The sequence below is a fragment of the Sphingomonas sp. H160509 genome, from assembly GCF_024124765.2.
Classification (GTDB): domain Bacteria; phylum Pseudomonadota; class Alphaproteobacteria; order Sphingomonadales; family Sphingomonadaceae; genus Sphingomonas.
On sequence record NZ_JAMXSR020000002.1, the window covers coordinates 3,402,116 to 3,424,673 of the forward strand.

Here is a 22,558-nt window from a genome sequence, read left to right on the forward strand (position 1 = left end):
CCTTTCCTGTCTCTCAGCGGCAGGACGGGAGTAAATCCCGTCCTCGTCGGTCGCGGTTGCCCGCGCCGGCCGGGCGCTCGCCGTCTCGTGGCCAGCTTTCACTAGCCACGTGCGGCTTACGCGCCAGCAACCTCGGTCGTGTCGACCTTGATGCCTGCACCCATGGTCGACGAGATCGCGACCTTCTGGACGTACTTGCCCTTGGCGCCGGTCGGCTTGGCCTTGACCACTGCGTCGACCAGTGCGTCGAAGTTCGCGCGCAGGTCTTCCGCCGGGAACGACGCCTTGCCGATGCCCGAGTGGATGATGCCGGCCTTCTCGACGCGGTATTCGATCTGGCCGCCCTTGGCTGCCTGAACGGCCGCTGCGACGTTCATCGTCACCGTGCCGAGCTTCGGGTTCGGCATCAGGCCCTTGGGACCCAGCACCTTACCGAGGCGACCGACGATGCCCATCATGTCCGGGGTCGCGATGCAGCGATCGAAATCGATCGTGCCACCCTGGATGATTTCCATCAGGTCTTCGGCGCCGACGACGTCTGCGCCTGCTGCGAGGGCTTCCTCAGCCTTGGCACCGCGGGCGAACACGCCAACGCGGACGGTCTTGCCGGTGCCCTTGGGCAGCGTCACCACGCCGCGGACCATCTGGTCTGCGTGACGCGGATCGACGCCCAGGTTCAGCGCGACTTCGATCGTCTCGTCGAACTTCGACGTGGCGCCCGACCGTGCGAGACCGATGGCCTCGTCGATGCCGTGCAGCTTGACGAGGTCGACCGTGACGGCCTTCTGCTTCTTGCTCAGCTTAGCCATGATATCAGCCCTCCACCACTTCGAGGCCCATTGCGCGGGCGCTGCCTTCGATGATCTTCGTCGCAGCGTCGATATCGTTGGCGTTGAGGTCCTTCATCTTCGTCGTGGCGATCTCGCTCAGCTGCGAGCGCTTGATCGTGCCAGCAACGACCTTGCCGGGCTCCTTGGAACCCGACTTGAGACCAGCGGCCTCCTTGATCAGGTACGATGCTGGCGGGGTCTTGGTCTCGAACGAGAACGAGCGATCCGCATAGACCGTGATGACGGTCGGGATCGGCATGCCCTTCTTCAGTTCGCTCGTGCCGGCGTTGAACGCCTTGCAGAACTCCATGATGTTCACGCCGCGCTGACCCAGCGCAGGCCCGATCGGCGGCGCGGGCTTTGCCTCGCCTGCAGGCACCTGCAGCTTGATGTATCCGGTAATCTTTTTTAGCCATGTCACTCTCTTTATGTGAGCCTAGCGGTGTTGGCGGCTACCCTTCGGCAACCTCCCGCAATTCCAACAGTGAAGGTGGAAGCCGGCGCGCATAGCCGAAAACGCGAGGGGGCGGCAACCGGCGTTCGCGTCATCGCGCGGGGGGCTGGGAGGCTGCGCGATCGACCGCGGTTTATTCGAAGACGTCGACTGGCCAGGCGATCTGCTTGGCTGCGGCGTAACAGGCCGACCGCGTGGCGTATCCATCGGAATAGCTGATCAGCCCGCCAGCCTCGTGAAACAACAACCAGGCCCAGGCACCCGTGAGCACGAGGGGTGGCGAAAGGTCGAGCCCCTCGACCTCACGGAGTTCGAGCCGCATCGAGGGCCGCTCGCCTTCGACCGGGTTCGTGGCGACGGGCTCAGCCTCGTCGAGCGTCCGGCCTATAAAGCGGCCGAACCTGTTGTCAGGCACCATGATGGGGTACGATCGATTCAATCGGCACGGGTTTTCCCCAGTAAAAGCCTTGTCCGCAGTCGGCACCGAGCGATTTCGCCAGGACGAGATCGTCGGCGGTCTCGATGCCCTCGATCACGGTTCCGATCGACCGGCTTCGGCAATAATCGATGATTTCCCTCAGCAGCGACGGCGGGAACTCGCCCTTGCGGCACTTCTGGAAGATCTTCCGGTCGATCTTGACCTCGGACACCGGCAGGTCGGAAATACGATCGAAGTTGGTCGCGCCCTTGCCGAAATCGTCGAGCGAGATGGGTATGCCCATCGTGCCAAGCTCGCGCATGTTTTCCAGCAGGCGACCGTCGAGTCCTGAATAACTGATCTCGGTGAGTTCGATCCCGAGCATGCTGGGGGCGACGTTGTGGCGTCGCAGCAGGATCGGCATCGCGGCGAGGAAATCCGGATGCGCGAGCACGGCGGCGCTGCAGTTCACCGCGATAGGCACTGGCCTGCCCTCGGCTTCCAGCGCCGCGAGCAGTCGAGCAGCCGCTTCCACCGCAAGCGACGTCGCGGCAACCTCCAGCGAGAGGATCGTCGATGGCGCGAAGATATGCTCCGGGTTGAGCGACGGCCGATTGCGCAACCGCGTGAGTGTTTCGTAGCCGGCGATGCTGTCGTCGTGCAGGCTGCGTTTCTCATGGAATTCATGCGTGAGATTGGGCAGCAACCGGCCTTGCTGGATCAGCCACGAGAGGAAATGACGGTCGCCGGTGTCGCCGTCATGCGGTTGCCGGACGATATGGGCCAGGCGGTCGACAATGTCCTGCGCGGTATAGGGCGCGTCGAGCCAGTCGACGTGATCGATTCCGGACTGTTCCGCCAGGGCAATCGCATCCCGGAAATGCACGCTGGGCCGCAACAGCGTCAGTGTCCCGGCAAACTGTTCTTTGTCCAACAAGGCGATGAACGCGTGACGATTGCCGATCGAGGCATCGGGGTTGATCACGATGAGGTCTGGTTGAAACGCCAGCCCGGCGCGTTCTTCGCTGGCCAAGCCGATCCACGCGGTTTTGTGGCCCACCTCTTCGAGTTCACGACGAACACCGTTGGCAGCTGCATTCTCAAGGTCGAGGAACAAGATACGATGACCGGCTTCGTTTGAATCCGGGGACGGTCGAGCCGTCGCAATCCCTGAACGCAAGTGATCGCCATGCTCGAGCGATTTCTTTAAGGCCGTGGTCGTCAGGGGCATCAGTCATTTCCTGTAGGCGGATCGCTGAATACGGTTGCATGCGTGTCGAGCTGGTCATGGGGTACATAGAGTTTACCGATAACGCCGGACGTCATATTCGTTTGGCGTATTGGTAACTACGCAACGTCTTGTACGCGGATGTCCTACAAATGTTAGCGCAATATAACTAGTTATGGTTAACCAAACGTAAAATGATTGCGGTATCGTTTCGGGTATAAGAGGTATGCAGGTCAACCCGATGATAATGAACAAATCTATGCCAGTTCGACCAATAGTTATTGCGCCTCGCGAGTGAAATATATTTTGATTCGGCGAATGATATTGCGGTGCAAGTAAAGGTATCGATCCGGTACTCTTCTTCGACGCGACATATATGGCTGGTAGGCGAACATTTTTATCCGCCCGAGTAAACAGGTCGAGCCGGCCATGATGCACAGAGCAAGAGTTCGGCCCTTGGAGGTCGGAAAGCACTCGTTTTGAACCAAATAATTCTCGGACGATGGGCTGCTCCGGCTCTAATATGCCCTGGATCGGATGGGGGCATCCGGGAACAGGGGTGGGTATGATCATTTTGTGCCGGGCGACGCTGGTCGCGCTGATGCTTGCGGTTACGGCGATCGCGCCGGCGTATGCGCAGGAGAAGACTGGGCTGAAGCCTGGTTTCGTCCTTGCGCCCGGTACCGCGCGGATCGTGTTGATGCGGCCATCGATCCGGGTCGGTGCGCAGTCGACCGGCGGGATGTACGAGCCGAACGCCGACTGGACAGATCAGGCGAAGGAGAACATCGCCACCGCGCTCGCCAAGGCGCAGACCGGTCTCGGCAACAGCGTCGTCGGGTATGTCGATCCGGTCGGTGCGGGTTCGGCGAAGGTCGCGGAGTATCAGGAACTGTTCGGCGCGGTCGCGTCGTCTGTGATCGAGTATCAGTTCTTCAAGGGCAATCGCCTGCCTACCAAGAAGCGCAAGGACCAGTTCGAATGGGGGCTTGGCCCCGACGTCCGCACGCTGCCTGGGCTCGATAAAGCGGACTATGCGCTGTTCATCACGACGGAGGATCATTTCGGTTCGACCGGCCGGAAGGTGCTGCAGCTCTTTGCGGCGATGGCGCGCGTTCCTGTCACAGCGGGTGTTCATACGGGATACGCCGGACTCGTCGACCTGCGGACAGGCGAATTGGTCTGGTTGAACGCAGACAGGCAGATGGGCGGCGATGTCCGTGATGCCGAAGGCGCCGACAAGCGCGTGCGGCAATTGCTGGAGGGCTTCCCGGGAAAGCCGGCCGAAGCTCCGGCGGCGGTGACTGCCGTTGCAGCCGCTCCTGCCATCGCCTCGGCACACTAGGATGCGAACGCTGACAAGCGCATTACTGCTCGGTGCGGTGATGTCGACCGCCGCGCTTGCTACCGACAAGCGCCCCCCCGCTACCGACGTACACACAGGCCTATACGCCAACGACGGTCGACGAACGTGGGGCTTGGATGGAGGCAGACGAAGACGAACGGCGCCTTCGGGAGTCCCGGTCGGTTATCAGGGATCCGGCCCTCAACGCGTATGTTCGCAGCGTACTCTGCCGTACCGTTGGCGAGGACCGCTGCAAGTCGGTGCGGATTTACATCGACGAAATTCCGGCGTTCAACGCGACTATGAGTCCCAACGGGACGTTGACGATCTGGTCGGGGCTATTGCTTCGCGTTCGGAATGAAGCCGAACTCGGCTCTATCCTGGGCCATGAGTTTGGTCATTTCGAACTTCGGCATTCGCTGATGGATTTTAAGAACCGGCGGAGTGGCCGCGACCTGATGGCTTGGGCCTCCATCCTCGTTCGGAACAGCAGCAATATTCGCTACGACACCATCGGCGGATTCTACGCATTCGACCGTGCGCAGGAACGCGAAGCCGACATGATGGGCTTCCAGTATCTTACGCGCTCGCGCTACCCATCGTCCGCTTCGGCGGATGTCTGGGATCATCTTATGGGCGAGGCCGATGCTACCGCGATCGGTCGCAAGGGCAGGGCACAGCAGAAATACGTTGCTGGTTTTTTTGCAACGCATCCAACCAGTCTCGCTCGCGCCACGTATCTGCGCGCCGCGTCGATCGAGGCGCATGACGTCAAGCCTCCTGTCGTCGACACGCATCAGGCGGCGATGGCGAAGTGGCTGCCGGTCTTCCTCAACGACCAGATCAAGCTCAACGATTTCGGCGGTAGCGAGTACCTGCTCGCCAATCTGGCGGACGGTACCGGCTGGACGACGCCGCTGCTGTGCGCCCGCGGCGACCTGTACCGCGAGCGCGGCAATCCGCGCGATCTCGTCAGTGCCGCGCAATTCTACCAGGAGGCGATCGGCAAGGGCGACGCGCCGCCCGAGGCGTATCGCGGTCTGGGCCTGGCGCTGCTCCGCAGCCAGCAAGTCCCCGAAGGCCAGGCCGCGCTCGCGACGTATCTCCGCCTCAAGCCGGCCGCGACCGACGCCGCGCTCATCGCCACGCTGATCTCGTAAGGAGGACGACCATGTCCAAGAAACTCGCCCTGCTCGCCGCGGTCGCAACGCTCGCGTGCGCAGCCCCCGTCGCGGCCGGCAACAAGCTCATCCCCGCCGGGCAGCGCATCGCCGTCGCCAAGTCGGCGATGACCGTCCAGCCGGGCACGGAATGGAACAAGCTCTCCGAACGCCCCGGTCGCAACGCCGAAACCTGGACGCAGGACGGCGACGAACTGAACGATCTCAGCTTCTATGGCGGCATCGAGTCCGGCAGGCCGCTGTTCCGCGAGGTCGACAAGAAGAACAAGCCGTTGCCGAAGGTCTCTGCAACGATGCTGATCACCGACATCCCGGTGCTGCTGGAGAACAGCTACCGGATCGCGCGCGACGCGTCGTCGATGGCGATCGACACGATCGCGCCGATAGAGTTCGCCGGCAGCAAGGGCGTGCGCTTCACCTACACCTTCGCGAAGCAGAACGAGACGCTGCAACGTCGTGGCGAAGCACGCGGCGCGGTGATCGGGGGGAAGCTGTATCTGGTGACGTACGAGGCGCCGAGCTTGTATTACTACGATCGTAGCGCGGCGGCTGCGCGCGTGGTGGCCGATAGCGTGCGGTTTTGAGGCTCGCGATCGGTTGGCAGTTATTTCGACCGGACATAGGCACGGTCTTGGGCGATCACTACGCCTGCCTTGTTCTCCCGCGAAGGCAGGAGCCCAGTCTGGATCCCCGCCTTCGCGGGGAAACAAGCCTTATGTGTCGACACGAACTAAACGGTAACGCGACGCGGGAGTGAATCCCGCGTCGTCGGCCGGGCCGTTGGCCCGCCGGCCGGGCTGGCGTCGTCTCGGGATTAGCGAGTGCTGATCCCGTGCGACTTGGCCTTACTTGCTGCGCTCGACCTGCTCGAATTCGAGCTCGACCGGCGTCGCACGCCCGAAGATCGACACCGAAACCTTGACGCGGCTGCGGTCGAAGTCGAGTTCTTCGACGAGGCCGTTGAAGGTTGCGAACGGGCCGTCAAGGACCTTGACCTGGTCGCCGATCTCGTAGTCGACCTTAACCTTCTGCTTGGGCGCAGCAGCGGCTTCTTCCTTGCTGTTCAGCATCCGCGTGGCTTCCGCCTCGCTGATCGCCTGTGGCTTGCCCATGCTGCCGAGGAAACCGGTGACCTTCGGCGTGTTCTTCACCAAGTGATACACGTCGTCGTTCATGTCCAGCTTGGCGAGCACGTAGCCCGGCATGAACTTGCGCTCGACCGCGATCTTCTTGCCGCGACGGGCTTCGGTGGTGGTTTCGGTCGGGACTTCGATCTGCTCGACGAGCTGTTCGAGACCCATCCGGGTCGCCTCGGCCATGATCGAGTCGCGGACCTTGCCCTCGAAGCCCGAATAGGCGTGAATGATGTACCAGCGCGCCATGACGGAACCTTGCTTACTGAGCGAGTTTGAGGAGGGCGGAGACGATCGCTTGCAGGATCGAGTCGACGCCCAGGAAGAACAGCGCGAGGATCGTCGTCATGATCACCACCATCACGCCGGTCATGACCGTCTCGCGACGCGTCGGCCACGTGACCTTCGCGGTCTCGTTGCGGACCTGCTGGATGAATTCGAGGGGGGGACGTCTTCGCCACGATGTTCTTCGAACCCGCTGATTGAGAAACTGAGATGCGAGGCATAGACCCACTAGCCGCTCCCTGTGAAGGGCCGCGGCGGCAGGTCCGTCCTCGCTGTCGGAAGCGCGGCAGATAGCTGCCGTCACAGGTGAAAGCAAGTGCGCGGCAGGGAGGGGGGCGGGCGTCGTATCGAAAGCGACACGGCGGTGGCCGGGAGAAGTGGCGGGGGAGAGCGCTTGGGTCGCTCCTATCCCCCGCACGATCGTCTTGCCGGTGCCGGTTTGACCGGCGGCTCCGCTCCCACGGTTTCTATTTATCGTTCGGCTTCGACGACGGCACGGACGGTGTACGCGCGATCGAGACCAAAAAAAAGGCCGGTACAAGACCGGCCGTGAAAGTTTTTAGGAGAGGATGCCTGAAAGGCCTGATCGTTGTGCATCGCAGCACATCATAGATCAATTGCGAAAAATGCATCATGAAATGCAATTTCTGCAATCGTAATGGACGCGCTAAAGCGGCGAGTGAAATCGCCGCGCTTTTTTGCCAAGGATTTAAAGGGGGTGGCAGGAGTGCTCGGATTCGAACCGAGGGCCTTCGGTTTTGGAGACCGACGCTCTAACCAACTGAGCTACACTCCTACACGGACGCGCCCCCTTACCCAGCGTTTTCGCGAAGGGCAAGCGTCTCGCGTGCAATTCGTCCTGCAAGCGTCCACCAACTATCGTCGTAAGGATGATGCGTTGCGCGATGTATGATTTGCCCGTTAACCTTAAAGCCGTCTCGTTGGATGTGGGAAACGTATACTATGAAGGCGGGATTGATGATGCTGGCGCTGCCGGTCGCGGCGTTGCTCATGGGGGCGGGGCCAGTTCCGCAGGTGCCGGACCTGGGGCCGCAGCTCGAACGCTTCACCTATCCGTGGCCGGTGCAGACGATGGAAGTCGATATCGTCGGCAGCCCTGCGCAGATGGCGTTCATGGACATCGCGCCACAGCGTCCCAATGGCCGCACGGTCGTCCTGCTCCACGGCAAGAACTTTTGTGGCGCGACCTGGGGCAGCACGGCGCGGGCGCTGAGCGAGGTCGGCTACCGGGTGATCGTTCCCGACCAGATCGGCTTCTGCAAATCGTCCAAGCCGCGCGCGGCACAGTATAGCTTCGAGATGCTCGCGACGTTCACCAAGCGGCTGCTCGAATCGCGCGGCATCACGCGGGCCACGTTCGTCGGTCATTCGATGGGCGGGATGCTCGCGATGCGGTACGCCATTCTTTATCCGGCGTCGGTCGAGAAGCTGGTGCTCGTCAATCCGCTCGGCCTGAAGGATCGCGGCGAGGAGGGCGTGCCCTATACCGACGTCGACACGCTGTGGGCGAACGAGAGGAAGACGAGCTACGCGTCGATCAAGGCATATCAGCTCGAGAACTATTATCACGGCGTGTGGAAGCCATCCTATGATCGTTGGGTCTGGATGCAGGCGGGCATGTACCAGGGGGCAGGGCGCGACACCGTGGCGCTCGCGCAGGCCAAGACCAGCGAGATGATCAAGACGCAATCGGTCGCGCACGAGCTGTACCGGATCACGCCGTCGACGACGCTGATCGTCGGTACGCTCGACAAGACTGCGTTCGGCCGTGCGCAGGCACCGGCGAACTTGCGCAAGTTCCTCGAGCCGGTGCCGATGGTCGCGCCGCGGGCGGTGAAGCAGATGCCGAATGCGAACCTGGTGATGCTCGAGGGGCTGGGTCACTCGCCGCAGGTCGAGGATCCTGCGCGATTCGAGAAGACGCTGCTGGCGGTGCTCGGGACGCGTCCGCGGTAGCCGGAACCTCTTGATCCTCCCCCGCCAGGGGGAGGTGGCTGGCCCTTGCCAGACGGAAGGGGGAGGGGGCGACAACGCAGGTTTCGTGTTCCTCCCCCTCCGTCACCTGCGGTGCCACCTCCCCCTGGCGGGGGAGGATGAGAGAGGTGTCGTCGTCGGACTCGCGTGAGCCATTGTCTCCGCGCGCGAAGCCAATCCTTCGCCAACCCAAACCGATTCCAACCCGTTGACCGCAACCGACTCCTGACCTATAGGCGCGGCCTGTTCTTCGGGAGTGTTTCCCGCCGGGCATGCTTGAACATTGCTGGATGCATTCCAGGACCTGAGGGGCGCTCCCGCGTTCCTATGGTCCTTTTTGTATTCTCAGGCGCCTCATGGCTCCAGCAAAGTAACCACTTGAAAGGTGAAGGCTTCAATGCCGACGATCAACCAGCTGGTCCGCAAGGGCCGCGATCCGCAGAAGGCCAAGTCGAAGGTCCCTGCGATGGAAGCAAATCCGCAGAAGCGTGGCGTTTGCACGCGCGTCTACACGACGACCCCGAAGAAGCCGAACTCGGCTCTGCGCAAGGTGGCCAAGGTTCGCCTGACCAACCAGCGCGAAGTCATCAGCTACATCCCGGGCGAGGGCCACAATCTTCAGGAGCATTCGGTTGTCCTGATCCGTGGCGGTCGTGTCCGCGATCTTCCCGGTGTTCGCTATCACGTCCTGCGCGGCGTGCTCGATACACAGGGTGTGAAGGACCGGCGTCAGTCGCGTTCCAAGTACGGCGCCAAGCGTCCGAAGTAAGCCGGGCAGTTATCTGACCCATCAAGGCTGAAGTTTAGAAGGAATACAAAATGGCACGTCGTCGTCGTCCCGAAAAGCGGGTCATCCTGCCTGATCCCAAGTTCGGGGATGAGGTTCTGTCGAAGTTCATGAACAGCGTCATGCTGGACGGCAAGAAGTCCGTCGCAGAGCTGATCGTGTACGGTGCATTCGAAACCGTCGAGAGCCGCGCCAAGCGCGATCCGATCGGCGTTTTCCACGATGCGCTGAACAACGTGAAGCCGGGTATCGAAGTCCGTTCGCGCCGCGTCGGTGGTGCAACGTACCAGGTGCCGGTCGAGGTTCGTCCCGAGCGTGCACAGGCGCTGGCGATTCGCTGGCTGATCGGTGCGGCGCGTTCGCGCAGCGAGAACACGATGGCCGCTCGGCTGTCGGGTGAGCTGATGGATGCCGCCAACAACCGTGGCAACGCGGTCAAGAAGCGTGAAGATACGCACCGGATGGCGGAAGCCAACCGTGCATTCTCGCACTACCGCTGGTAACAGCGGGCTTCCTGCCGCTGGTAACAGCGGGCTTTGAAGCCTAGCATTGCTATCCGTGTGACGGGCGGTCTTTCGCCTGTCACGCAAACACCTATATATTGGGGAGCCGGCACGTTCGGCTCCCCATATCCTTAAGGAAGCACGATCATGGCCCGCAGCCATCCGCTCGACCGTTACCGCAACATCGGCATCATGGCGCACATCGACGCCGGTAAGCGACGACGACGACCGAGCGCATCCCTCTATTACACCGGCAAGTCCTACAAGATCGGCGAAGTGCACGAAGGCACCGCGACGATGGATTGGATGGAGCAGGAGCAGGAGCGCGGGATCACGATCACGTCGGCTGCGACCACCTGCAAGTGGCGCGCCGAAGAAGGTAAGGGCGAAGAGCACCTTATCAACATCATCGATACGCCTGGCCACGTCGACTTCACGATCGAAGTCGAGCGTTCGCTCCGCGTGCTCGATGGCGCGGTCGCATGCTTCGATGGCGTTGCCGGCGTTGAGCCGCAGTCCGAGACCGTGTGGCGTCAGGCCGACAAGTACGGCGTGCCGCGCATGTGCTTCGTCAACAAGCTCGACCGCACCGGCGCCGATTTCTACTTCTGCGTGAACTCGATCATCGATCGTCTCGGTGCGCGTCCGGCCGTGCTGTATCTTCCGATCGGCATGGAAGGCGGCTTCAAGGGCCTCGTCGATCTCGTCGAGAACCGTGCGATCATCTGGCTCGAAGAGAGCCTGGGTGCGAAGTTCGAATATGCCGAGATCCCTGAGGATCTGGTCGAGAAGGCCGCGAAGTATCGCAGCGAGCTGATCGAGATGGCCGTCGAGCAGGACGATGCCCTCATGGAGGCCTATCTCGAAGGTAACGAGCCGAGCGTCGCCGACCTCAAGAAGCTGATCCGCAAGGGGACGCTGAGCATGGCGTTCGTCCCCGTCGTTTGCGGTTCGGCGTTCAAGAACAAGGGCGTTCAGCCCCTGCTCGACGCCGTCGTCGACTATCTGCCTTCGCCGCTCGACGTTCCCGCGATCCAGGGTCTGAAGCTCGACGGCGTGACGCCGGACGAGCGTCCGTCCTCGGACGACGTTCCGTTCTCGGCACTGGCGTTCAAGATCATGAACGATCCGTTCGTCGGCACGCTGACCTTCGCCCGCATCTACTCGGGCAAGCTGGAGACCGCATCGCAGGTCACCAACTCGGTCAAGGACAAGAAGGAAAAGGTCGGCCGCATGCTGCTTATGCATGCGAACAGCCGCGAGGACATCCAGGAGGCTTTCGCTGGCGACATCGTCGCTCTCGCGGGTCTCAAGGATACCACGACCGGTGACACGCTCTGCGCGATGAACGCACCGATCATTCTCGAGCGGATGGAATTCCCCGAGCCCGTGATCGAGCTGTCGGTGGAGCCGAAGACCAAGGCCGACCAGGAGAAGATGGGCGTCGCGCTCAATCGTCTCGCACGTGAAGATCCTTCGTTCCGCGTTTCTTCCGACCCTGAGTCGGGCCAGACCATCATCAAGGGCATGGGCGAGCTCCATCTCGAGATCCTGGTCGATCGCATGAAGCGTGAGTTCAAGGTCGAGGCGAATGTTGGCGCTCCTCAGGTCGCATATCGCGAGTATCTGAAGAAGCCGGTCGACGTCGACTACACGCACAAGAAGCAGTCGGGTGGTACCGGCCAGTTCGGTCGCGTGAAGGTCAAGGTCACGCCGGGCGAGCGCGGTTCGGGCATCACGTTCAAGGACGAGATCAAGGGCGGCAACATTCCGAAGGAGTATCTGCCTGCGATCGAGAAGGGCTTCCGCGAAACCGCTGCGTCGGGTTCGCTGGTCGGCTTCCCGATCATCGATTTCGAGATCGTGCTGTATGACGGCGCGTATCACGACGTCGACTCGTCGGCACTGGCGTTCGAAATCTGTGCACGTGGCGCGATGCGCGAAGTCGCACAGAAGTCGGGCATCACGCTGCTCGAGCCGGTCATGAAGGTCGAGGTCGTCACCCCGGAGGATTACCTGGGCGACGTCATCGGCGACATGAACAGCCGTCGTGGCCAGATCCAGGGCACCGACAGCCGCGGCAACGCGCAGACGGTCGAGGCGATGGTCCCGCTGGCCAACATGTTCGGCTACGTGAACTCGCTCCGTTCGTTCACGCAGGGTCGCGCGAACTACTCGATGCAGTTCTCGCACTATGACGAAGTGCCGCAGAACGTTGCGGACGAGGTGAAGGCGAAGTTGGCCTAAGCCATAGGCGCACGGAGCCAGGGCAACCTGGCTCCGAGACGCCGAAAGGCCGGCCGGCTTCGGTCAACGACCGAAGTCCGACGACGCGGAATTCACTTCCGCGTCGGCCTCTCCCAAGCAGGGGCTGGCGCAACGCTTTAACAGCCGCTATTGGGCCGCGTTCGCGCGGTTCCCGGGGGTGGCACCGGAATACGAATCAGAAGGTAGGAAATAATGGCCAAGGCAAAATTTGAGCGGAACAAGCCGCATCTCAACATCGGCACCATCGGTCACGTCGATCATGGTAAGACGTCGCTCACCGCTGCGATCACGAAGGTTCTGGCAGAGACGACCGGCGGTACCGCTGTCGACTTCGCCAACATCGACAAGGCTCCCGAGGAGCGCGAGCGCGGCATCACGATCTCGACCGCACACGTCGAGTACGAGACGGCCAACCGTCATTACGCGCACGTCGATTGCCCGGGCCACGCCGATTATGTGAAGAACATGATCACCGGCGCAGCCCAGATGGACGGCGCGATCCTCGTCGTTTCGGCGACCGATGGCCCGATGCCACAGACCCGTGAGCACATCCTGCTCGCACGCCAGGTCGGCGTGCCCGCCATGGTCGTGTTCATGAACAAGGTCGATCTGGTCGACGACGAGGAAATCCTCGAGCTGGTCGAGATGGAAATCCGCGAGCTGCTCAGCTCGTACGACTTCCCGGGCGACGACATCCCCGTCATCAAGGGTTCGGCTACCTGCGCACTGTCGGGTTCGAACCAGAAGCTCGGCGCCGACGCCGTCACCGAGCTGATGCAGGCTGTCGACGACTACATCCCGCAGCCCGAGCGTCCGCTCGACAAGCCGTTCATGATGCCGATCGAGGACGTGTTCTCGATCTCGGGTCGTGGTACGGTCGTCACCGGCCGCGTCGAGACCGGCATCGTCAAGGTTGGCGAGGAAGTCGAGATCGTCGGCATTCACCCGACCGTCCGCAAGACCACGGTCACGGGCGTCGAGATGTTCCGCAAGCTGCTCGACCAGGGCCAGGCTGGCGATAACGTCGGCGCGCTGATCCGCGGCGTTGCACGCGACGAAGTCGAGCGTGGCCAGGTGCTCTGCAAGCCAGGCACGATCAAGCCGCACACCGACTTCAACTCGGAAGTGTACGTGCTGTCGAAGGAAGAGGGTGGCCGTCACACGCCGTTCTTCGCCAACTACCGCCCGCAGTTCTACTTCCGTACGACGGACGTGACCGGCACCGTCGAGCTGCCTGAGGGTACCGAGATGGTCATGCCAGGCGACAACGTGTCGCTCGGCATCAAGCTGATCGCACCGATCGCCATGGACGTGGGCCAGCGCTTCACGATCCGCGAAGGCGGCCGTACCGTCGGTGCAGGCGTCGTGAGCCAGATCGACAAGTAAGCATCTTCTCCTTCGGGAGTTGATCGAAAAGAGCCCGGCTTCTCGCGAGAGAGGCCGGGCTTTTTCGTGTTTGGGGAGAGTGAAGCAGCTGCTGGGGTGCTCCAGTACAACTATGACTCGAACCCACTTGCCCGACCCTGCTGGCGGTGCGAATAGAGCATCATGACAATTTGCTGGCCAAGACGCCAAACGCTGCTGATGTGGATTACTGGCTACCTTTGGACTGTTCCAGCGGCCATCGCTCTTAGTCGTGCGCTGGATTGGCAATATGATGGGGATATCGGCTGGTGGGTAGTCATGGCTCTTACCGCGCCGATTCTTATGCTTACTGCCCCTTTCGGTTCAGCTATACCATTTGCCGCATATACTACCGCTTATATCGTCATTCTATTTGCAATGACTCTCTTGGTTGTCTGTAACTGGGCTTCTAGCGGCTCTTCGGCGGGAGACTGATTTTGAGTGGAGTTGGAGCTATGCGGCTCTCATACGCCGATTGATGATGACCACGTTCAGACTGCGAAAATGGGTTGATGACGCCGTCGGTGGGTAAATCGCGATGTCGCATTGCCTCCCCCTCCGTCACGCTTCGCGTGCCACCTCCCCCTGGCGGGGGGAGGGATTTCATGCTCACGCTTGGTGTGCCATCTGTGGGCCGCTCCGCGATCAGCCGCGTGCAGCCAATCCTCGCCCGCTGGGGAGGTGGCGCCGGAGGCGTCGGAGGGGGAGGGGCGATTAGCTCTCGATGATGGTTCGGCGTTGGAGTGCGATGTACGTGATCTGGCGGACGACGTCGTCGAGGTTGGCCAGCATTTCTCGGGCCGGGTAGTGGAGGGTCCGGATGTTCTGGGCGACTAGCCAGGCGTCGCGGGTGGCGTCTCGTTGGGGGCGGTTGCCGTGGTTGTGGGCTTCGCCGTCTACTTCGATCGCGAGTCGGGCTGGGGCGCAGTAGAAGTCCAGGGCGTAAGGGCCTGCTGCGTGTTGCTTTCGGAAGCGTAGGCCTTCTGCGTTAGCTCGCAGTGCCAGCCAGAGGGCTATCTCCGGCGGTGTCATCTGTTGTCGCAGGCGCTTGGCGTTGTCGCGGCCGGGTAGGGATCCCTCGAGCCGCATCGCTTGCCTCCCCCTCCGTCACGCTTTGCGTGCCACCTCCCCTGGCGGGGGAGGATCGTTTGCGAGCGCATCCTAACGCGCCGTCGTCTGCTTCTACAATCTTCCCCCGCCAGGGGGAGGTGGCGCCGTAGGCGACGGAGGGGGGAGGATGGGGTAGCGTCCGCTGATGTTCCGTTGATCGACAACCCGTCGAAAATCCTCCTCCCCCAGTTGCGTTTTCGCCGACTCTCCCGTAATGGCCCGCCTTCGGTTTAAACATCAACCAGCAAGAGCCCGGAAACGGGCCCGCTCTTTCGCATCGGTAGGGACTATGGACAGCAATATCCGCATTCGTCTGAAGGCGTTCGATCACCGTGTGCTCGATCAGGCCACTGGCGACATCGCCGACACCGCACGCCGCACCGGCGCGCTCATCCGCGGTCCGATTCCCCTTCCGACGCGCATCGAAAAGTTCACCGTGAACCGCGGCCCGCACATCGACAAGAAGTCGCGCGAGCAGTTCGAGGTGCGCACGTACAAGCGTATGCTGGATATCGTCCAGCCGACGCCGCAGACGGTCGATGCGCTGATGAAGCTGGACCTCGCCGCTGGCGTTGACGTCGAGATCAAGCTCGCCTAAGGGCTGGCGCGGCGCGGTCGACCGGTAACGGTCCCGCGCCGTTCGACATTGGGATACCGCCGTCGGTGAAAACCGACGGGGCAGCGTCCCCCGTCACGCTTCCGCACTCGCGGAAGCACCAGCCCGGGACGGGGGCACGTTTCGTATTTACCGGGTTGAACCGACTCCATTCAGGGCTTTTGCCGGGGATGGGGTCAGGTGGACGCATCATGGAGCTCGCTCCGGACATGGTCCGCAAGCCCCCCGAGGAATAGTCCGATGGGGCCTCTGTCTAGGAAGGGACAAGATCATGCGTACTGGCGTGATCGCGAAGAAGATGGGGATGACCCGCCTGTTCCAGGAAGATGGTCGGCACGTGCCGGTTACCGTTCTGGCGCTCGAAGGCAATCAGGTCGTTTCCGTTCGCGAAATGGATCGTGACGGCTACACTGCCGTCCAGCTTGGTGCAGGTGTCGCCAAGTCGAAGAATGTCGCAAAGCCGCAGCGCGGCCATTTCGGCAAGGCCGAAGTGGAGCCCAAGGCTGTCGTCCATGAGTTCCGCGTGAACGCAGACGGCCTGCTCGACGTCGGCGCCGAGATCTCGGCCGACCATTACGTCGCAGGCCAGATCGTCGATATCCAGGGCAAGACCCAGGGTAAGGGCTTCCAGGGCGGCATGAAGCGTTGGGGCTTCGGCGGTCTGCGGGCAACCCACGGCGTGTCGGTCTCGCACCGTTCGCTCGGTTCGACCGGTCAGCGCCAGGATCCGGGCAAGGTCTTCAAGAACAAGAAGATGGCCGGCCACATGGGCGACAAGTATCGCACCCAGCAGAACCTCGAGATCGTATCGACCGACGTCGAGCGTGGTCTCCTGTTCGTCAAGGGTTCGGTTCCTGGCTCCAAGGGCGGCTGGCTCTTCGTCAAGGACTCGGTGAAGGTCGCGCGCCACGCCGACGCACCGTTCCCCCGCCGGTCTCAAGACCGCAAACAGCAACACCGCAGCAGACACGCCGGCCGAAACGACCGACGCACCTGCAGCCGACGGCCAGGAGGGCTGAGCGTGAAGATCAAGGTTTCATCTTTCGCCGGCACTGACGCAGCGGACATCGAGCTCAACGACGAGGTCTTCGGCCTCGATCCGCGCGCCGACATCCTGCACCGTGTCGTCACCTGGCAGCTCGAGAAGCGTCGCGAGACGGCTCGTGGCACCCGTGAGCGCGCAGACGTCGCACGCACCGGCAAGAAGTTCGGTCGCCAGAAGGGCGGCGGTACGGCTCGTCACGGCGATCGTCGCGCACCTGTGTTCATCGGTGGTGGTAAGGCACACGGCGCACGCGTCCGTGACTTCAACCCGTCGCTGAACAAGAAGGTTCGCTCGCTCGGTCTGCGGATGGCTCTCAGCAGCCACGCCAAGGCGGGTTCGCTGGTCATCATGGACAGCCTGGCTGTCGAGGGTGGCAAGACCAAGACGCTGCAGGGCGATCTCGCAAAGCTCGGCTTCGGCAAGCGTGCGCTCGTCATCGACGGCGACATGGTCGACACCAGCTTCGCATTCGCTGCGGGCAACCTGTACGAAGTGAACGTGATGCCGGCTGCCGGCGCGAACGTTTACGACATCCTGAAGCATGACACGCTGGTGCTGACGCGCGCCGCTGTCGAAAAGCTGGAGGCGCGCTTCCATGGCTAAGAAGCAGAAGGCGGGCATCGATAATCGTCATTACGACGTTATCCTGGCCCCGCACATCACCGAGAAGACGACGACCCTGTCGGAGTTCAACGCGGTTGTGTTCAAGGTATCGAACGATGCCACGAAGCCCGAGATCAAGGCGGCCGTTGAGGCGCTGTTCGACGTGAACGTCGTCGGCGTGAACACGCTCGTCCAGAAGGGCAAGACCAAGAAGTGGAAGGGCACGAACTACTCGCGCTCCGACATGAAAAAGGCAATCGTGACGTTGAAGGACGGTCAGTCCATCGACGTGACGACGGGGATCTGAGGCCATGGCACTCAAGCATTATAATCCGACATCGCCGGCACGCCGCGGTCTCATCCTGGTCGACAAGTCGTCGCTCTGGAAGGGCCGCCCCGTCAAGGCGCTGACCGAAGGTAAGCACAAGACCGGCGGTCGTAACAACAAGGGCCATGTGACCTCGCGCGGCATCGCCGGCGGTCACAAGCAGAAGTACCGCTACATCGACTTCAAGCGTCGCAAGTGGGACGTCGAAGGTACCGTCGAGCGGATCGAGTATGATCCGAACCGCACCGCGTTCATCGCCCTGGTCAAGTACCCGGACGAGGAACTTGCCTACATTCTGGCGCCGCAGCGTCTGGCCGTCGGCGACAAGGTTCTCGCGGCCAAGAAGACCGACGTGAAGCCAGGCAATGCCATGGAACTCGGTCAGATGCCGGTCGGCACCATCGTCCACAACGTGGAGATGAAGCCGATGAAGGGTGGCCAGATCGCCCGTTCGGCCGGCACGTACGTGCAGGTCGTCGGTCGCGACAAGGGCATGGTGATGGTCCGCCTGAACTCGGGCGAGCAGCGCTACATCCGCAGCGATTGCATGGCGACGGTTGGCGCGGTCTCGAACCCCGACAACCAGAACCAGAACCTGGGCAAGGCAGGCCGTTCGCGCTGGATGGGTATCCGTCCTCTGACGCGCGGCGTCGCCAAGAACCCGGTCGACCATCCGCACGGCGGTGGTGAAGGCCGTACCTCGGGTGGCCGTCATCCGGTTACGCCTTGGGGCAAGCCGACGAAGGGTGCGCGCACGCGTCATAACAAGTCGACCGACAAGATGATCATCCGGTCGCGTCATTCGACGAAGAGGAAGGGCTAACATGGCTCGTTCAGTCTGGAAGGGCCCCTTCGTGGACCTTCATCTGCTCAAGAAGGCAGAAACCGCCCAGGACACCAACGCGCGTTCGCCGATCAAGACCTGGTCGCGTCGCTCGACGATCCTGCCGTCGTTCGTGGGCCTCACGTTCAACGTCTATAACGGCCGCAAGTTCGTGCCCGTCTCGGTCAACGAAGACATGGTCGGCATGAAGCTCGGTGAGTTTGCGCCCACGCGCTACTTCCCCGGCCACTCCGCCGACAAGAAGGGCAAGCGCTGATGTCTAAGCAAGTCAGCCCGCGCAAGGTCGCGGACAACGAGGCGCTTTCGGTCGGTACGCAGATCCGTGGTTCCGCGCAGAAGCTCGGCCTCGTGGCTGCGCTGATCCGTGGCAAGAAGGTCGGCGATGCGATGAACATCCTCGCCTTCTCGACCAAGGGCATGGCGATCGAAGCGCGCAAGGTGCTGGCCTCGGCCATTGCCAACGCCGAGAACAACCATAACCTCGACGTCGACGCACTCGTCGTCGCCGAGGCTTCGGTCGGCAAGTCGATCACGATGAAGCGCTTCGCTACCCGCGGCCGCGGCAAGTCGACCCGCATTCTCAAGCCATTCAGCCGTCTGCGCATCGTCGTGCGCGAGCAGGAAGAAGCATAATGGGTCAGAAGAGCAACCCCATCGGTCTGCGTCTGCAGATCAACCGTACCTGGGATAGCCGCTGGTACGCCGAAGGCGCCGACTATGGTCGGCTCCTGCTCGAGGATCTCAAGATCCGCGCATTCATCATGAAGACGCTGCCGCAGGCCGCGATCTCCAAGGTGGTCATCGAGCGTCCGGCCAAGCTGGCCCGCATCTCCATCTTCGCTGCACGCCCCGGCGTGATCATCGGCAAGAAGGGTGCGGACATCGAGAAGCTGCGTTCGACGATCGGCAAGATGACGTCGTCGACCGTGTCGCTGAACATCGTCGAGATCCGCAAGCCGGAAGTCGATGCGCGTCTCGTCGCGCAGGGCATCGCCGATCAGCTCGAGCGTCGTATCGCCTTCCGTCGCGCCATGAAGCGTGCGGTCCAGTCGGCGATGCGTCTCGGTGCCGAGGGCATCCGGGTGAACTGCGGTGGCCGTCTCGGCGGCGCCGAGATCGCACGGTCGGAGAGCTATCGTGAGGGTCGGGTTCCGTTGCACACGCTGCGCGCGAACATCGATTATGCCGAGGCTACGGCGCACGTCCTACGGCGTGTGCGGCGTGAAGGTCTGGGTCTTCAAGGGCGAGATTCTCGGCAACGATCCGACGTCGTACGACCGCATCATGATGGAGGCTCAGACCTCCGGCGTGCGGCCGCAGCGCGACGATCGTCGCTAAGGGGCAGGAACAGACATGCTGCAACCAAAAAAGACCAAGTTCCGGAAGGCCTTCAAGGGCAAGATTTCGGGCGACGCCAAGAGTGGCTTCTCGCTCAATTTCGGCTCCTACGGCCTCAAGGCGATGGAACCCGACCGGATCACCGCACGCCAGATCGAGGCGGCCCGCCGCGCGATCACGCGTCACATGAAGCGCCAGGGGCGTTTGTGGATCCGCATTTTCCCGGATCTTCCGGTCTCGGGAAAGCCAGCCGAAGTCCGCATGGGTAAGGGCAAGGGCGCGCCGGAATACTGGGCCGCTCGCGTCAAGCCGGGTCGGATCCTGTTCGAGCTCGACGGCGTCGACGGCAAGATCGCCGCCGAAGCGTTCGAGCGGGCGGCCATGAAGCTGCCGATCAAGGTAAAGGTCGTTGCCCGCCTGGGCGACACCTCGCATCTGGGAGGCGAGTAAGATCATGGCTCGTATCGACGACATGAAGACCAAGAGCGACGACCAGCTGTCGGAGTCGCTCGGCGAACTGAAGCGCGAGCAGTTCAACCTGCGCTTCCAGGCCGCCACGAACCAGCTCGAAAAGCCGAGCCGCGTTCGTGAGGTCCGCCGCGACATCGCTCGCATCAAGACCCTGCAGGCTCAGCGCACCAGCGCTGAAGCCGCGAAGTAAGGAACGTATCATGCCGAAGCGCGTGCTGACCGGTCTGGTCGTGTCCGACAAGGGCGACAAGACGGTGGTCGTGAACGTCGAGCGTAAGGTGAAGCACCCGCTCTACGGGAAGATCATCCGTCGCTCGAAGAAGTATCATGCTCATGACGAGAGCAACGAGTTCAAGCAGGGAGAGACCGTGCGGATCGAAGAGACCGCACCGATCTCCAAGCTGAAGACCTGGAAGGTGATCGAGCGGGTCAACACCCACGCGACGCCGGAGCGGGCTTCCGCCGAGGGCTGAATCAAACACGAGGGCAGGGGGAAACCTCCTGCGCTCTTGTTTCCGTAAACTGGAACGGCTAAGCGGCCGCTCCTCCCCGCTGCGGTTCGTCCGTGGCGGGGTGATTTTTTAGGCGGGGTTCGGTCGGTATCGACCCCAGAGACAGAGAAGGGATACGGATCCATGATCCAGATGCAGTCCAATCTCGACGTCGCTGACAACAGCGGCGCGAAGCGGGTGCAGTGCATCAAGGTGCTTGGGGGTTCCAAGCGTCGTGTTGCAGGCGTTGGCGACATCATCGTCGTCAGCATCAAGGAAGCGCAGCCACGTGGCCGTGTGAAGAAGGGCGACGTTCACCGCGCGGTGATCGTGCGTACCGCCAAGGATATCCGCCGTGCAGACGGTACGGTCATCCGCTTCGACGGTAACGCCGCGGTGCTGGTCAACAAGAACGAGGAGCCGATCGGCACCCGTATCTTCGGCCCAGTCGTTCGCGAGCTGCGCGGCAAGAAGCACATGAAGATCATCAGCCTCGCGCCGGAGGTGCTGTAATGGCGTCGCAGCGTATCAAGAAGGGTGACAAGGTCATCGTCCTGTCCGGCAAGGACAAGGGCAAGACCGGTGAAGTCACCGTCTCCATGCCGAAGACCGACAAGGTCGTCGTATCGGGCGTCAACGTCGCCGTGCGCCACACCAAGCCGACTCAGGGTGACCCGCAGGGTGGCCTGATCCGCAAGGAAGCACCGATGCACGTTTCGAAGGTCGCGCACGTGACCGCAGACGGCAAGCCGACCCGCGTCCGCTTCGAGGAGCAGGACGGCAAGAAGGTCCGCGTCGCCGTCAAGACCGGGGAGAAGATCAATGGTTGATCAGAACACTGGCGCTGAGAACACCGGCACCGAGGCAGTCTACGTCGCGCGCATGCGCAAGCTGTACGACGAGACGATCATCAAGGCGATGACCGAGAAGTTCGGTTACAAGAACGTCATGGAGATCCCGCGGCTCGACAAGATCGTGCTGAACATGGGCGTCGGCGAAGCCACGCAGGACAAGAAGAAGGTTGACCAGGCTGCTTCCGAAATGGAGCTGATCGCCGGCCAGAAGCCTGTCGTGACGAAGGCCAAGAAGTCGATCGCGCAGTTCAAGCTGCGTGAAGGCATGCCGATCGGCGTGAAGGTCACCCTCCGCCGCGAGCGCATGTACGAGTTTCTCGACCGTTTCATCACGATCGCTCTTCCCCGCGTCCGCGATTTTCGCGGCCTCAACCCGAAGAGCTTCGATGGCCGTGGCAACTATGCCTGCGGTATCAAGGAGCAGATCGTGTTCCCAGAAATCAGCTATGACCGGGTCGACAAGGTCCGCGGCATGGATGTGATCGTGACGACGACCGCAAAGACCGACGACGAGGCTCGCGAGCTTCTCCGTCTGTTCGGTTTCCCGTTCCCGATCGAAGACGACGCTGCCGACGAGAAGAAGGCAGCTTAATCTAAGTCCCCCTCCCGCTTGCGGGAGGGGTCAGGGAGGGGCCTCGCGCCTAACGGGCGTTGGTCCTTCCCTCCCCAACCCCTCCCGCAAGCGGGAGGGGAGCTAGCAAAGAAAGAACTTAAGTCGATGGCGAAACTGAGTTCAGTCAACAAGAACGAGCGCCGCAAGCGCATGGTCAAGCAGTATGCCCCGAAGTACGCGGCACTGAAGGCAATCGCAGCGGACAAGACGCTCGACGACGGTGAGCGTCTGATCGCTCGCCTCAAGATGGCGGCACTGCCGCGCAACGCGAACCCGACCCGCATCCGTAACCGGTGCGAGCTGACCGGTCGCCCGCGCGCCTATTACCGCAAGTTCCGGCTCTGCCGTATTCAGCTGCGCGATCTGGCCAACAAGGGCCTCATCCCCGGCGTCACGAAGTCGAGCTGGTAAGGA

28 protein-coding genes, 1 tRNA gene and 2 pseudogenes are annotated in these 22,558 nt (G+C 62.1%); 23 read left to right on the forward strand and 8 right to left on the reverse strand.

The genetic code is table 11. The annotated features are described in order from the left end of the window. Positions 1-116: 116 nt before the first annotated feature. From rplA to NHF48_RS18495, 4 genes are all read right to left on the reverse strand, one after another. Positions 117-809, reverse strand: a complete 693-nt coding sequence (rplA, locus tag NHF48_RS18480) for a 50S ribosomal protein L1 (protein ID WP_056047582.1) — start codon at positions 807-809, stop codon at positions 117-119. Between the two features lie 4 nt (positions 810-813). After that, positions 814-1,251: a 50S ribosomal protein L11 gene (gene rplK / locus NHF48_RS18485; RefSeq protein ID WP_253071929.1), complete on the reverse strand. Its 438-nt coding sequence runs from the start codon at positions 1,249-1,251 to the stop codon at positions 814-816. Between the two features lie 166 nt (positions 1,252-1,417). Next, positions 1,418-1,699: a hypothetical protein gene (locus NHF48_RS18490; RefSeq protein ID WP_253071930.1), complete on the reverse strand. Its 282-nt coding sequence runs from the start codon at positions 1,697-1,699 to the stop codon at positions 1,418-1,420. Beyond that, positions 1,692-2,819 (reverse strand): EAL domain-containing protein, encoded by a 1,128-nt coding sequence (locus NHF48_RS18495; protein ID WP_253071931.1) that lies wholly within the window; start codon positions 2,817-2,819, stop codon positions 1,692-1,694. Before NHF48_RS18495 ends, NHF48_RS18490 begins: the two co-directional genes overlap by 8 nt. A gap of 676 nt (positions 2,820-3,495) precedes the next feature. Between NHF48_RS18495 and NHF48_RS18500 the strand changes: the two genes are divergently transcribed. From NHF48_RS18500 to NHF48_RS18510, 3 genes are all read left to right on the forward strand, one after another. Continuing rightward, positions 3,496-4,275 carry a hypothetical protein gene (locus tag NHF48_RS18500; RefSeq protein WP_253072483.1) on the forward strand — a complete coding sequence of 260 codons (780 nt, stop codon included), beginning with the start codon at positions 3,496-3,498 and terminating at the stop codon, positions 4,273-4,275. A 260-nt stretch (positions 4,276-4,535) separates the two neighbouring features. Then, positions 4,536-5,435 (forward strand): M48 family metalloprotease, encoded by a 900-nt coding sequence (locus tag NHF48_RS18505; protein WP_253071932.1) that lies wholly within the window; start codon positions 4,536-4,538, stop codon positions 5,433-5,435. Positions 5,436-5,446: 11 nt separating this feature from the next. Next, on the forward strand, positions 5,447-6,040 hold the full coding sequence (locus NHF48_RS18510; RefSeq protein ID WP_253071933.1) for a hypothetical protein: 594 nt from the start codon (positions 5,447-5,449) through the stop codon (positions 6,038-6,040). Positions 6,041-6,301: 261 nt separating this feature from the next. Here NHF48_RS18510 and nusG read toward each other — a convergent pair whose 3' ends face one another. From nusG to NHF48_RS18525, 3 genes are all read right to left on the reverse strand, one after another. Beyond that, the gene (gene nusG / locus NHF48_RS18515; protein ID WP_253071934.1) at positions 6,302-6,838 is read right to left on the reverse strand and encodes a transcription termination/antitermination protein NusG; all 537 of its coding nucleotides are present in this window, start codon (positions 6,836-6,838) and stop codon (positions 6,302-6,304) included. A gap of 13 nt (positions 6,839-6,851) precedes the next feature. Continuing rightward, the gene (secE, locus tag NHF48_RS18520) at positions 6,852-7,022 is read right to left on the reverse strand and encodes a preprotein translocase subunit SecE (protein ID WP_253072484.1); all 171 of its coding nucleotides are present in this window, start codon (positions 7,020-7,022) and stop codon (positions 6,852-6,854) included. A 571-nt stretch (positions 7,023-7,593) separates the two neighbouring features. Continuing rightward, a tRNA-Trp gene (locus tag NHF48_RS18525) sits at positions 7,594-7,670 on the reverse strand. A gap of 167 nt (positions 7,671-7,837) precedes the next feature. Between NHF48_RS18525 and NHF48_RS18530 the strand changes: the two genes are divergently transcribed. From NHF48_RS18530 to tuf, 5 genes are all read left to right on the forward strand, one after another. Beyond that, complete coding sequence (locus NHF48_RS18530; RefSeq protein WP_253071935.1) at positions 7,838-8,851, forward strand: alpha/beta fold hydrolase; 1,014 nt, start codon at positions 7,838-7,840, stop codon at positions 8,849-8,851. 415 nt (positions 8,852-9,266) lie between these two features. After that, positions 9,267-9,638 (forward strand): 30S ribosomal protein S12, encoded by a 372-nt coding sequence (gene rpsL, locus NHF48_RS18535; protein ID WP_010164594.1) that lies wholly within the window; start codon positions 9,267-9,269, stop codon positions 9,636-9,638. Positions 9,639-9,688: 50 nt separating this feature from the next. Further along, a complete protein-coding gene (gene rpsG / locus NHF48_RS18540) occupies positions 9,689-10,159 on the forward strand; it encodes a 30S ribosomal protein S7 (protein WP_031393769.1) in 471 nt (156 codons plus the stop codon). A gap of 147 nt (positions 10,160-10,306) precedes the next feature. Then, positions 10,307-12,406 carry an elongation factor G gene (gene fusA / locus NHF48_RS18545; protein WP_253071936.1) on the forward strand — a complete coding sequence of 700 codons (2,100 nt, stop codon included), beginning with the start codon at positions 10,307-10,309 and terminating at the stop codon, positions 12,404-12,406. 213 nt (positions 12,407-12,619) lie between these two features. Continuing rightward, entirely contained in the window at positions 12,620-13,813 is a 1,194-nt protein-coding gene (tuf, locus tag NHF48_RS18550) for an elongation factor Tu (RefSeq protein WP_031393767.1), read from the forward strand. Between the two features lie 732 nt (positions 13,814-14,545). Here the strand turns inward: tuf and NHF48_RS18555 are convergent. Continuing rightward, positions 14,546-14,920, reverse strand: a complete 375-nt coding sequence (locus tag NHF48_RS18555; RefSeq protein WP_253071937.1) for an endonuclease domain-containing protein — start codon at positions 14,918-14,920, stop codon at positions 14,546-14,548. Between the two features lie 310 nt (positions 14,921-15,230). On the opposite strand from NHF48_RS18555, the gene rpsJ reads away from it, so the two are divergent. The 15 genes and pseudogenes from rpsJ to rpsN all read left to right on the forward strand — a co-directional run bounded on the left by rpsJ (position 15,231) and on the right by rpsN (position 22,555). Continuing rightward, complete coding sequence (gene rpsJ, locus NHF48_RS18560; RefSeq protein ID WP_007406109.1) at positions 15,231-15,539, forward strand: 30S ribosomal protein S10; 309 nt, start codon at positions 15,231-15,233, stop codon at positions 15,537-15,539. A gap of 289 nt (positions 15,540-15,828) precedes the next feature. Then, a pseudogene (gene rplC / locus NHF48_RS18565) lies at positions 15,829-16,576 on the forward strand (50S ribosomal protein L3). A 2-nt stretch (positions 16,577-16,578) separates the two neighbouring features. Then, positions 16,579-17,205, forward strand: coding sequence for a 50S ribosomal protein L4 (gene rplD / locus NHF48_RS18570; protein ID WP_056047616.1), 627 nt, complete (start codon positions 16,579-16,581; stop codon positions 17,203-17,205). Then, a complete protein-coding gene (locus NHF48_RS18575; RefSeq protein ID WP_056047618.1) occupies positions 17,198-17,512 on the forward strand; it encodes a 50S ribosomal protein L23 in 315 nt (104 codons plus the stop codon). Before rplD ends, NHF48_RS18575 begins: the two co-directional genes overlap by 8 nt. 4 nt (positions 17,513-17,516) lie before the next feature. Continuing rightward, the gene (gene rplB, locus NHF48_RS18580; protein WP_055872649.1) at positions 17,517-18,356 is read left to right on the forward strand and encodes a 50S ribosomal protein L2; all 840 of its coding nucleotides are present in this window, start codon (positions 17,517-17,519) and stop codon (positions 18,354-18,356) included. Position 18,357: 1 nt separating this feature from the next. Then, positions 18,358-18,633: a 30S ribosomal protein S19 gene (rpsS, locus tag NHF48_RS18585; protein ID WP_031393761.1), complete on the forward strand. Its 276-nt coding sequence runs from the start codon at positions 18,358-18,360 to the stop codon at positions 18,631-18,633. Then, positions 18,633-19,010, forward strand: coding sequence for a 50S ribosomal protein L22 (rplV, locus tag NHF48_RS18590; protein ID WP_056047621.1), 378 nt, complete (start codon positions 18,633-18,635; stop codon positions 19,008-19,010). The genes rpsS and rplV overlap by 1 nt, the downstream gene beginning before the upstream one ends. Beyond that, positions 19,010-19,715, forward strand: a pseudogene (gene rpsC, locus NHF48_RS18595) (30S ribosomal protein S3). Before rplV ends, rpsC begins: the two are co-directional and overlap by 1 nt. Positions 19,716-19,730: 15 nt before the next feature. Then, on the forward strand, positions 19,731-20,165 hold the full coding sequence (gene rplP, locus NHF48_RS18600) for a 50S ribosomal protein L16 (RefSeq protein ID WP_031393758.1): 435 nt from the start codon (positions 19,731-19,733) through the stop codon (positions 20,163-20,165). 4 nt (positions 20,166-20,169) lie between these two features. Continuing rightward, the gene (gene rpmC, locus NHF48_RS18605) at positions 20,170-20,376 is read left to right on the forward strand and encodes a 50S ribosomal protein L29 (RefSeq protein ID WP_055872644.1); all 207 of its coding nucleotides are present in this window, start codon (positions 20,170-20,172) and stop codon (positions 20,374-20,376) included. Between the two features lie 10 nt (positions 20,377-20,386). Beyond that, positions 20,387-20,659 (forward strand): 30S ribosomal protein S17, encoded by a 273-nt coding sequence (gene rpsQ, locus NHF48_RS18610; RefSeq protein WP_031393756.1) that lies wholly within the window; start codon positions 20,387-20,389, stop codon positions 20,657-20,659. Between the two features lie 162 nt (positions 20,660-20,821). Continuing rightward, positions 20,822-21,190 carry a 50S ribosomal protein L14 gene (rplN, locus tag NHF48_RS18615; RefSeq protein WP_031393755.1) on the forward strand — a complete coding sequence of 123 codons (369 nt, stop codon included), beginning with the start codon at positions 20,822-20,824 and terminating at the stop codon, positions 21,188-21,190. Next, the gene (gene rplX, locus NHF48_RS18620) at positions 21,190-21,507 is read left to right on the forward strand and encodes a 50S ribosomal protein L24 (RefSeq protein ID WP_253071938.1); all 318 of its coding nucleotides are present in this window, start codon (positions 21,190-21,192) and stop codon (positions 21,505-21,507) included. Before rplN ends, rplX begins: the two co-directional genes overlap by 1 nt. 52 nt (positions 21,508-21,559) lie before the next feature. Continuing rightward, positions 21,560-22,123, forward strand: a complete 564-nt coding sequence (gene rplE / locus NHF48_RS18625) for a 50S ribosomal protein L5 (protein ID WP_082441396.1) — start codon at positions 21,560-21,562, stop codon at positions 22,121-22,123. Between the two features lie 126 nt (positions 22,124-22,249). After that, on the forward strand, positions 22,250-22,555 hold the full coding sequence (gene rpsN / locus NHF48_RS18630; RefSeq protein WP_056015537.1) for a 30S ribosomal protein S14: 306 nt from the start codon (positions 22,250-22,252) through the stop codon (positions 22,553-22,555). Positions 22,556-22,558 lie beyond the last annotated feature (3 nt).

Excerpts from the sequence above, each read along its gene's own strand:
- NHF48_RS18510 (WP_253071933.1), top strand. The coding sequence starts at position 5,447 with ATGTCCAAGAAACTCGCCCTGCTCGCCGCGGTCGCAACGCTCGCGTGC.
- rpsQ (WP_031393756.1), top strand. The coding sequence starts at position 20,387 with ATGCCGAAGCGCGTGCTGACCGGTCTGGTCGTGTCCGACAAGGGCGAC.
- rpsL (WP_010164594.1), top strand. The coding sequence starts at position 9,267 with ATGCCGACGATCAACCAGCTGGTCCGCAAGGGCCGCGATCCGCAGAAG.
- NHF48_RS18555 (WP_253071937.1), bottom strand. The coding sequence starts at position 14,920 with ATGCGGCTCGAGGGATCCCTACCCGGCCGCGACAACGCCAAGCGCCTG.
- rplX (WP_253071938.1), top strand. The coding sequence starts at position 21,190 with ATGGCGTCGCAGCGTATCAAGAAGGGTGACAAGGTCATCGTCCTGTCC.
- rpmC (WP_055872644.1), top strand. The coding sequence starts at position 20,170 with ATGGCTCGTATCGACGACATGAAGACCAAGAGCGACGACCAGCTGTCG.
- rpsJ (WP_007406109.1), top strand. The coding sequence starts at position 15,231 with ATGGACAGCAATATCCGCATTCGTCTGAAGGCGTTCGATCACCGTGTG.
- rpsN (WP_056015537.1), top strand. The coding sequence starts at position 22,250 with ATGGCGAAACTGAGTTCAGTCAACAAGAACGAGCGCCGCAAGCGCATG.
- rpsG (WP_031393769.1), top strand. The coding sequence starts at position 9,689 with ATGGCACGTCGTCGTCGTCCCGAAAAGCGGGTCATCCTGCCTGATCCC.
- fusA (WP_253071936.1), top strand. The coding sequence starts at position 10,307 with ATGGCCCGCAGCCATCCGCTCGACCGTTACCGCAACATCGGCATCATG.
- NHF48_RS18500 (WP_253072483.1), top strand. The coding sequence starts at position 3,496 with ATGATCATTTTGTGCCGGGCGACGCTGGTCGCGCTGATGCTTGCGGTT.
- rplA (WP_056047582.1), bottom strand. The coding sequence starts at position 809 with ATGGCTAAGCTGAGCAAGAAGCAGAAGGCCGTCACGGTCGACCTCGTC.
- rplB (WP_055872649.1), top strand. The coding sequence starts at position 17,517 with ATGGCACTCAAGCATTATAATCCGACATCGCCGGCACGCCGCGGTCTC.
- NHF48_RS18575 (WP_056047618.1), top strand. The coding sequence starts at position 17,198 with ATGGCTAAGAAGCAGAAGGCGGGCATCGATAATCGTCATTACGACGTT.
- rpsS (WP_031393761.1), top strand. The coding sequence starts at position 18,358 with ATGGCTCGTTCAGTCTGGAAGGGCCCCTTCGTGGACCTTCATCTGCTC.
- nusG (WP_253071934.1), bottom strand. The coding sequence starts at position 6,838 with ATGGCGCGCTGGTACATCATTCACGCCTATTCGGGCTTCGAGGGCAAG.
- NHF48_RS18530 (WP_253071935.1), top strand. The coding sequence starts at position 7,838 with ATGAAGGCGGGATTGATGATGCTGGCGCTGCCGGTCGCGGCGTTGCTC.
- rplN (WP_031393755.1), top strand. The coding sequence starts at position 20,822 with ATGATCCAGATGCAGTCCAATCTCGACGTCGCTGACAACAGCGGCGCG.
- tuf (WP_031393767.1), top strand. The coding sequence starts at position 12,620 with ATGGCCAAGGCAAAATTTGAGCGGAACAAGCCGCATCTCAACATCGGC.
- rplE (WP_082441396.1), top strand. The coding sequence starts at position 21,560 with ATGCGCAAGCTGTACGACGAGACGATCATCAAGGCGATGACCGAGAAG.
- rplV (WP_056047621.1), top strand. The coding sequence starts at position 18,633 with ATGTCTAAGCAAGTCAGCCCGCGCAAGGTCGCGGACAACGAGGCGCTT.
- rplP (WP_031393758.1), top strand. The coding sequence starts at position 19,731 with ATGCTGCAACCAAAAAAGACCAAGTTCCGGAAGGCCTTCAAGGGCAAG.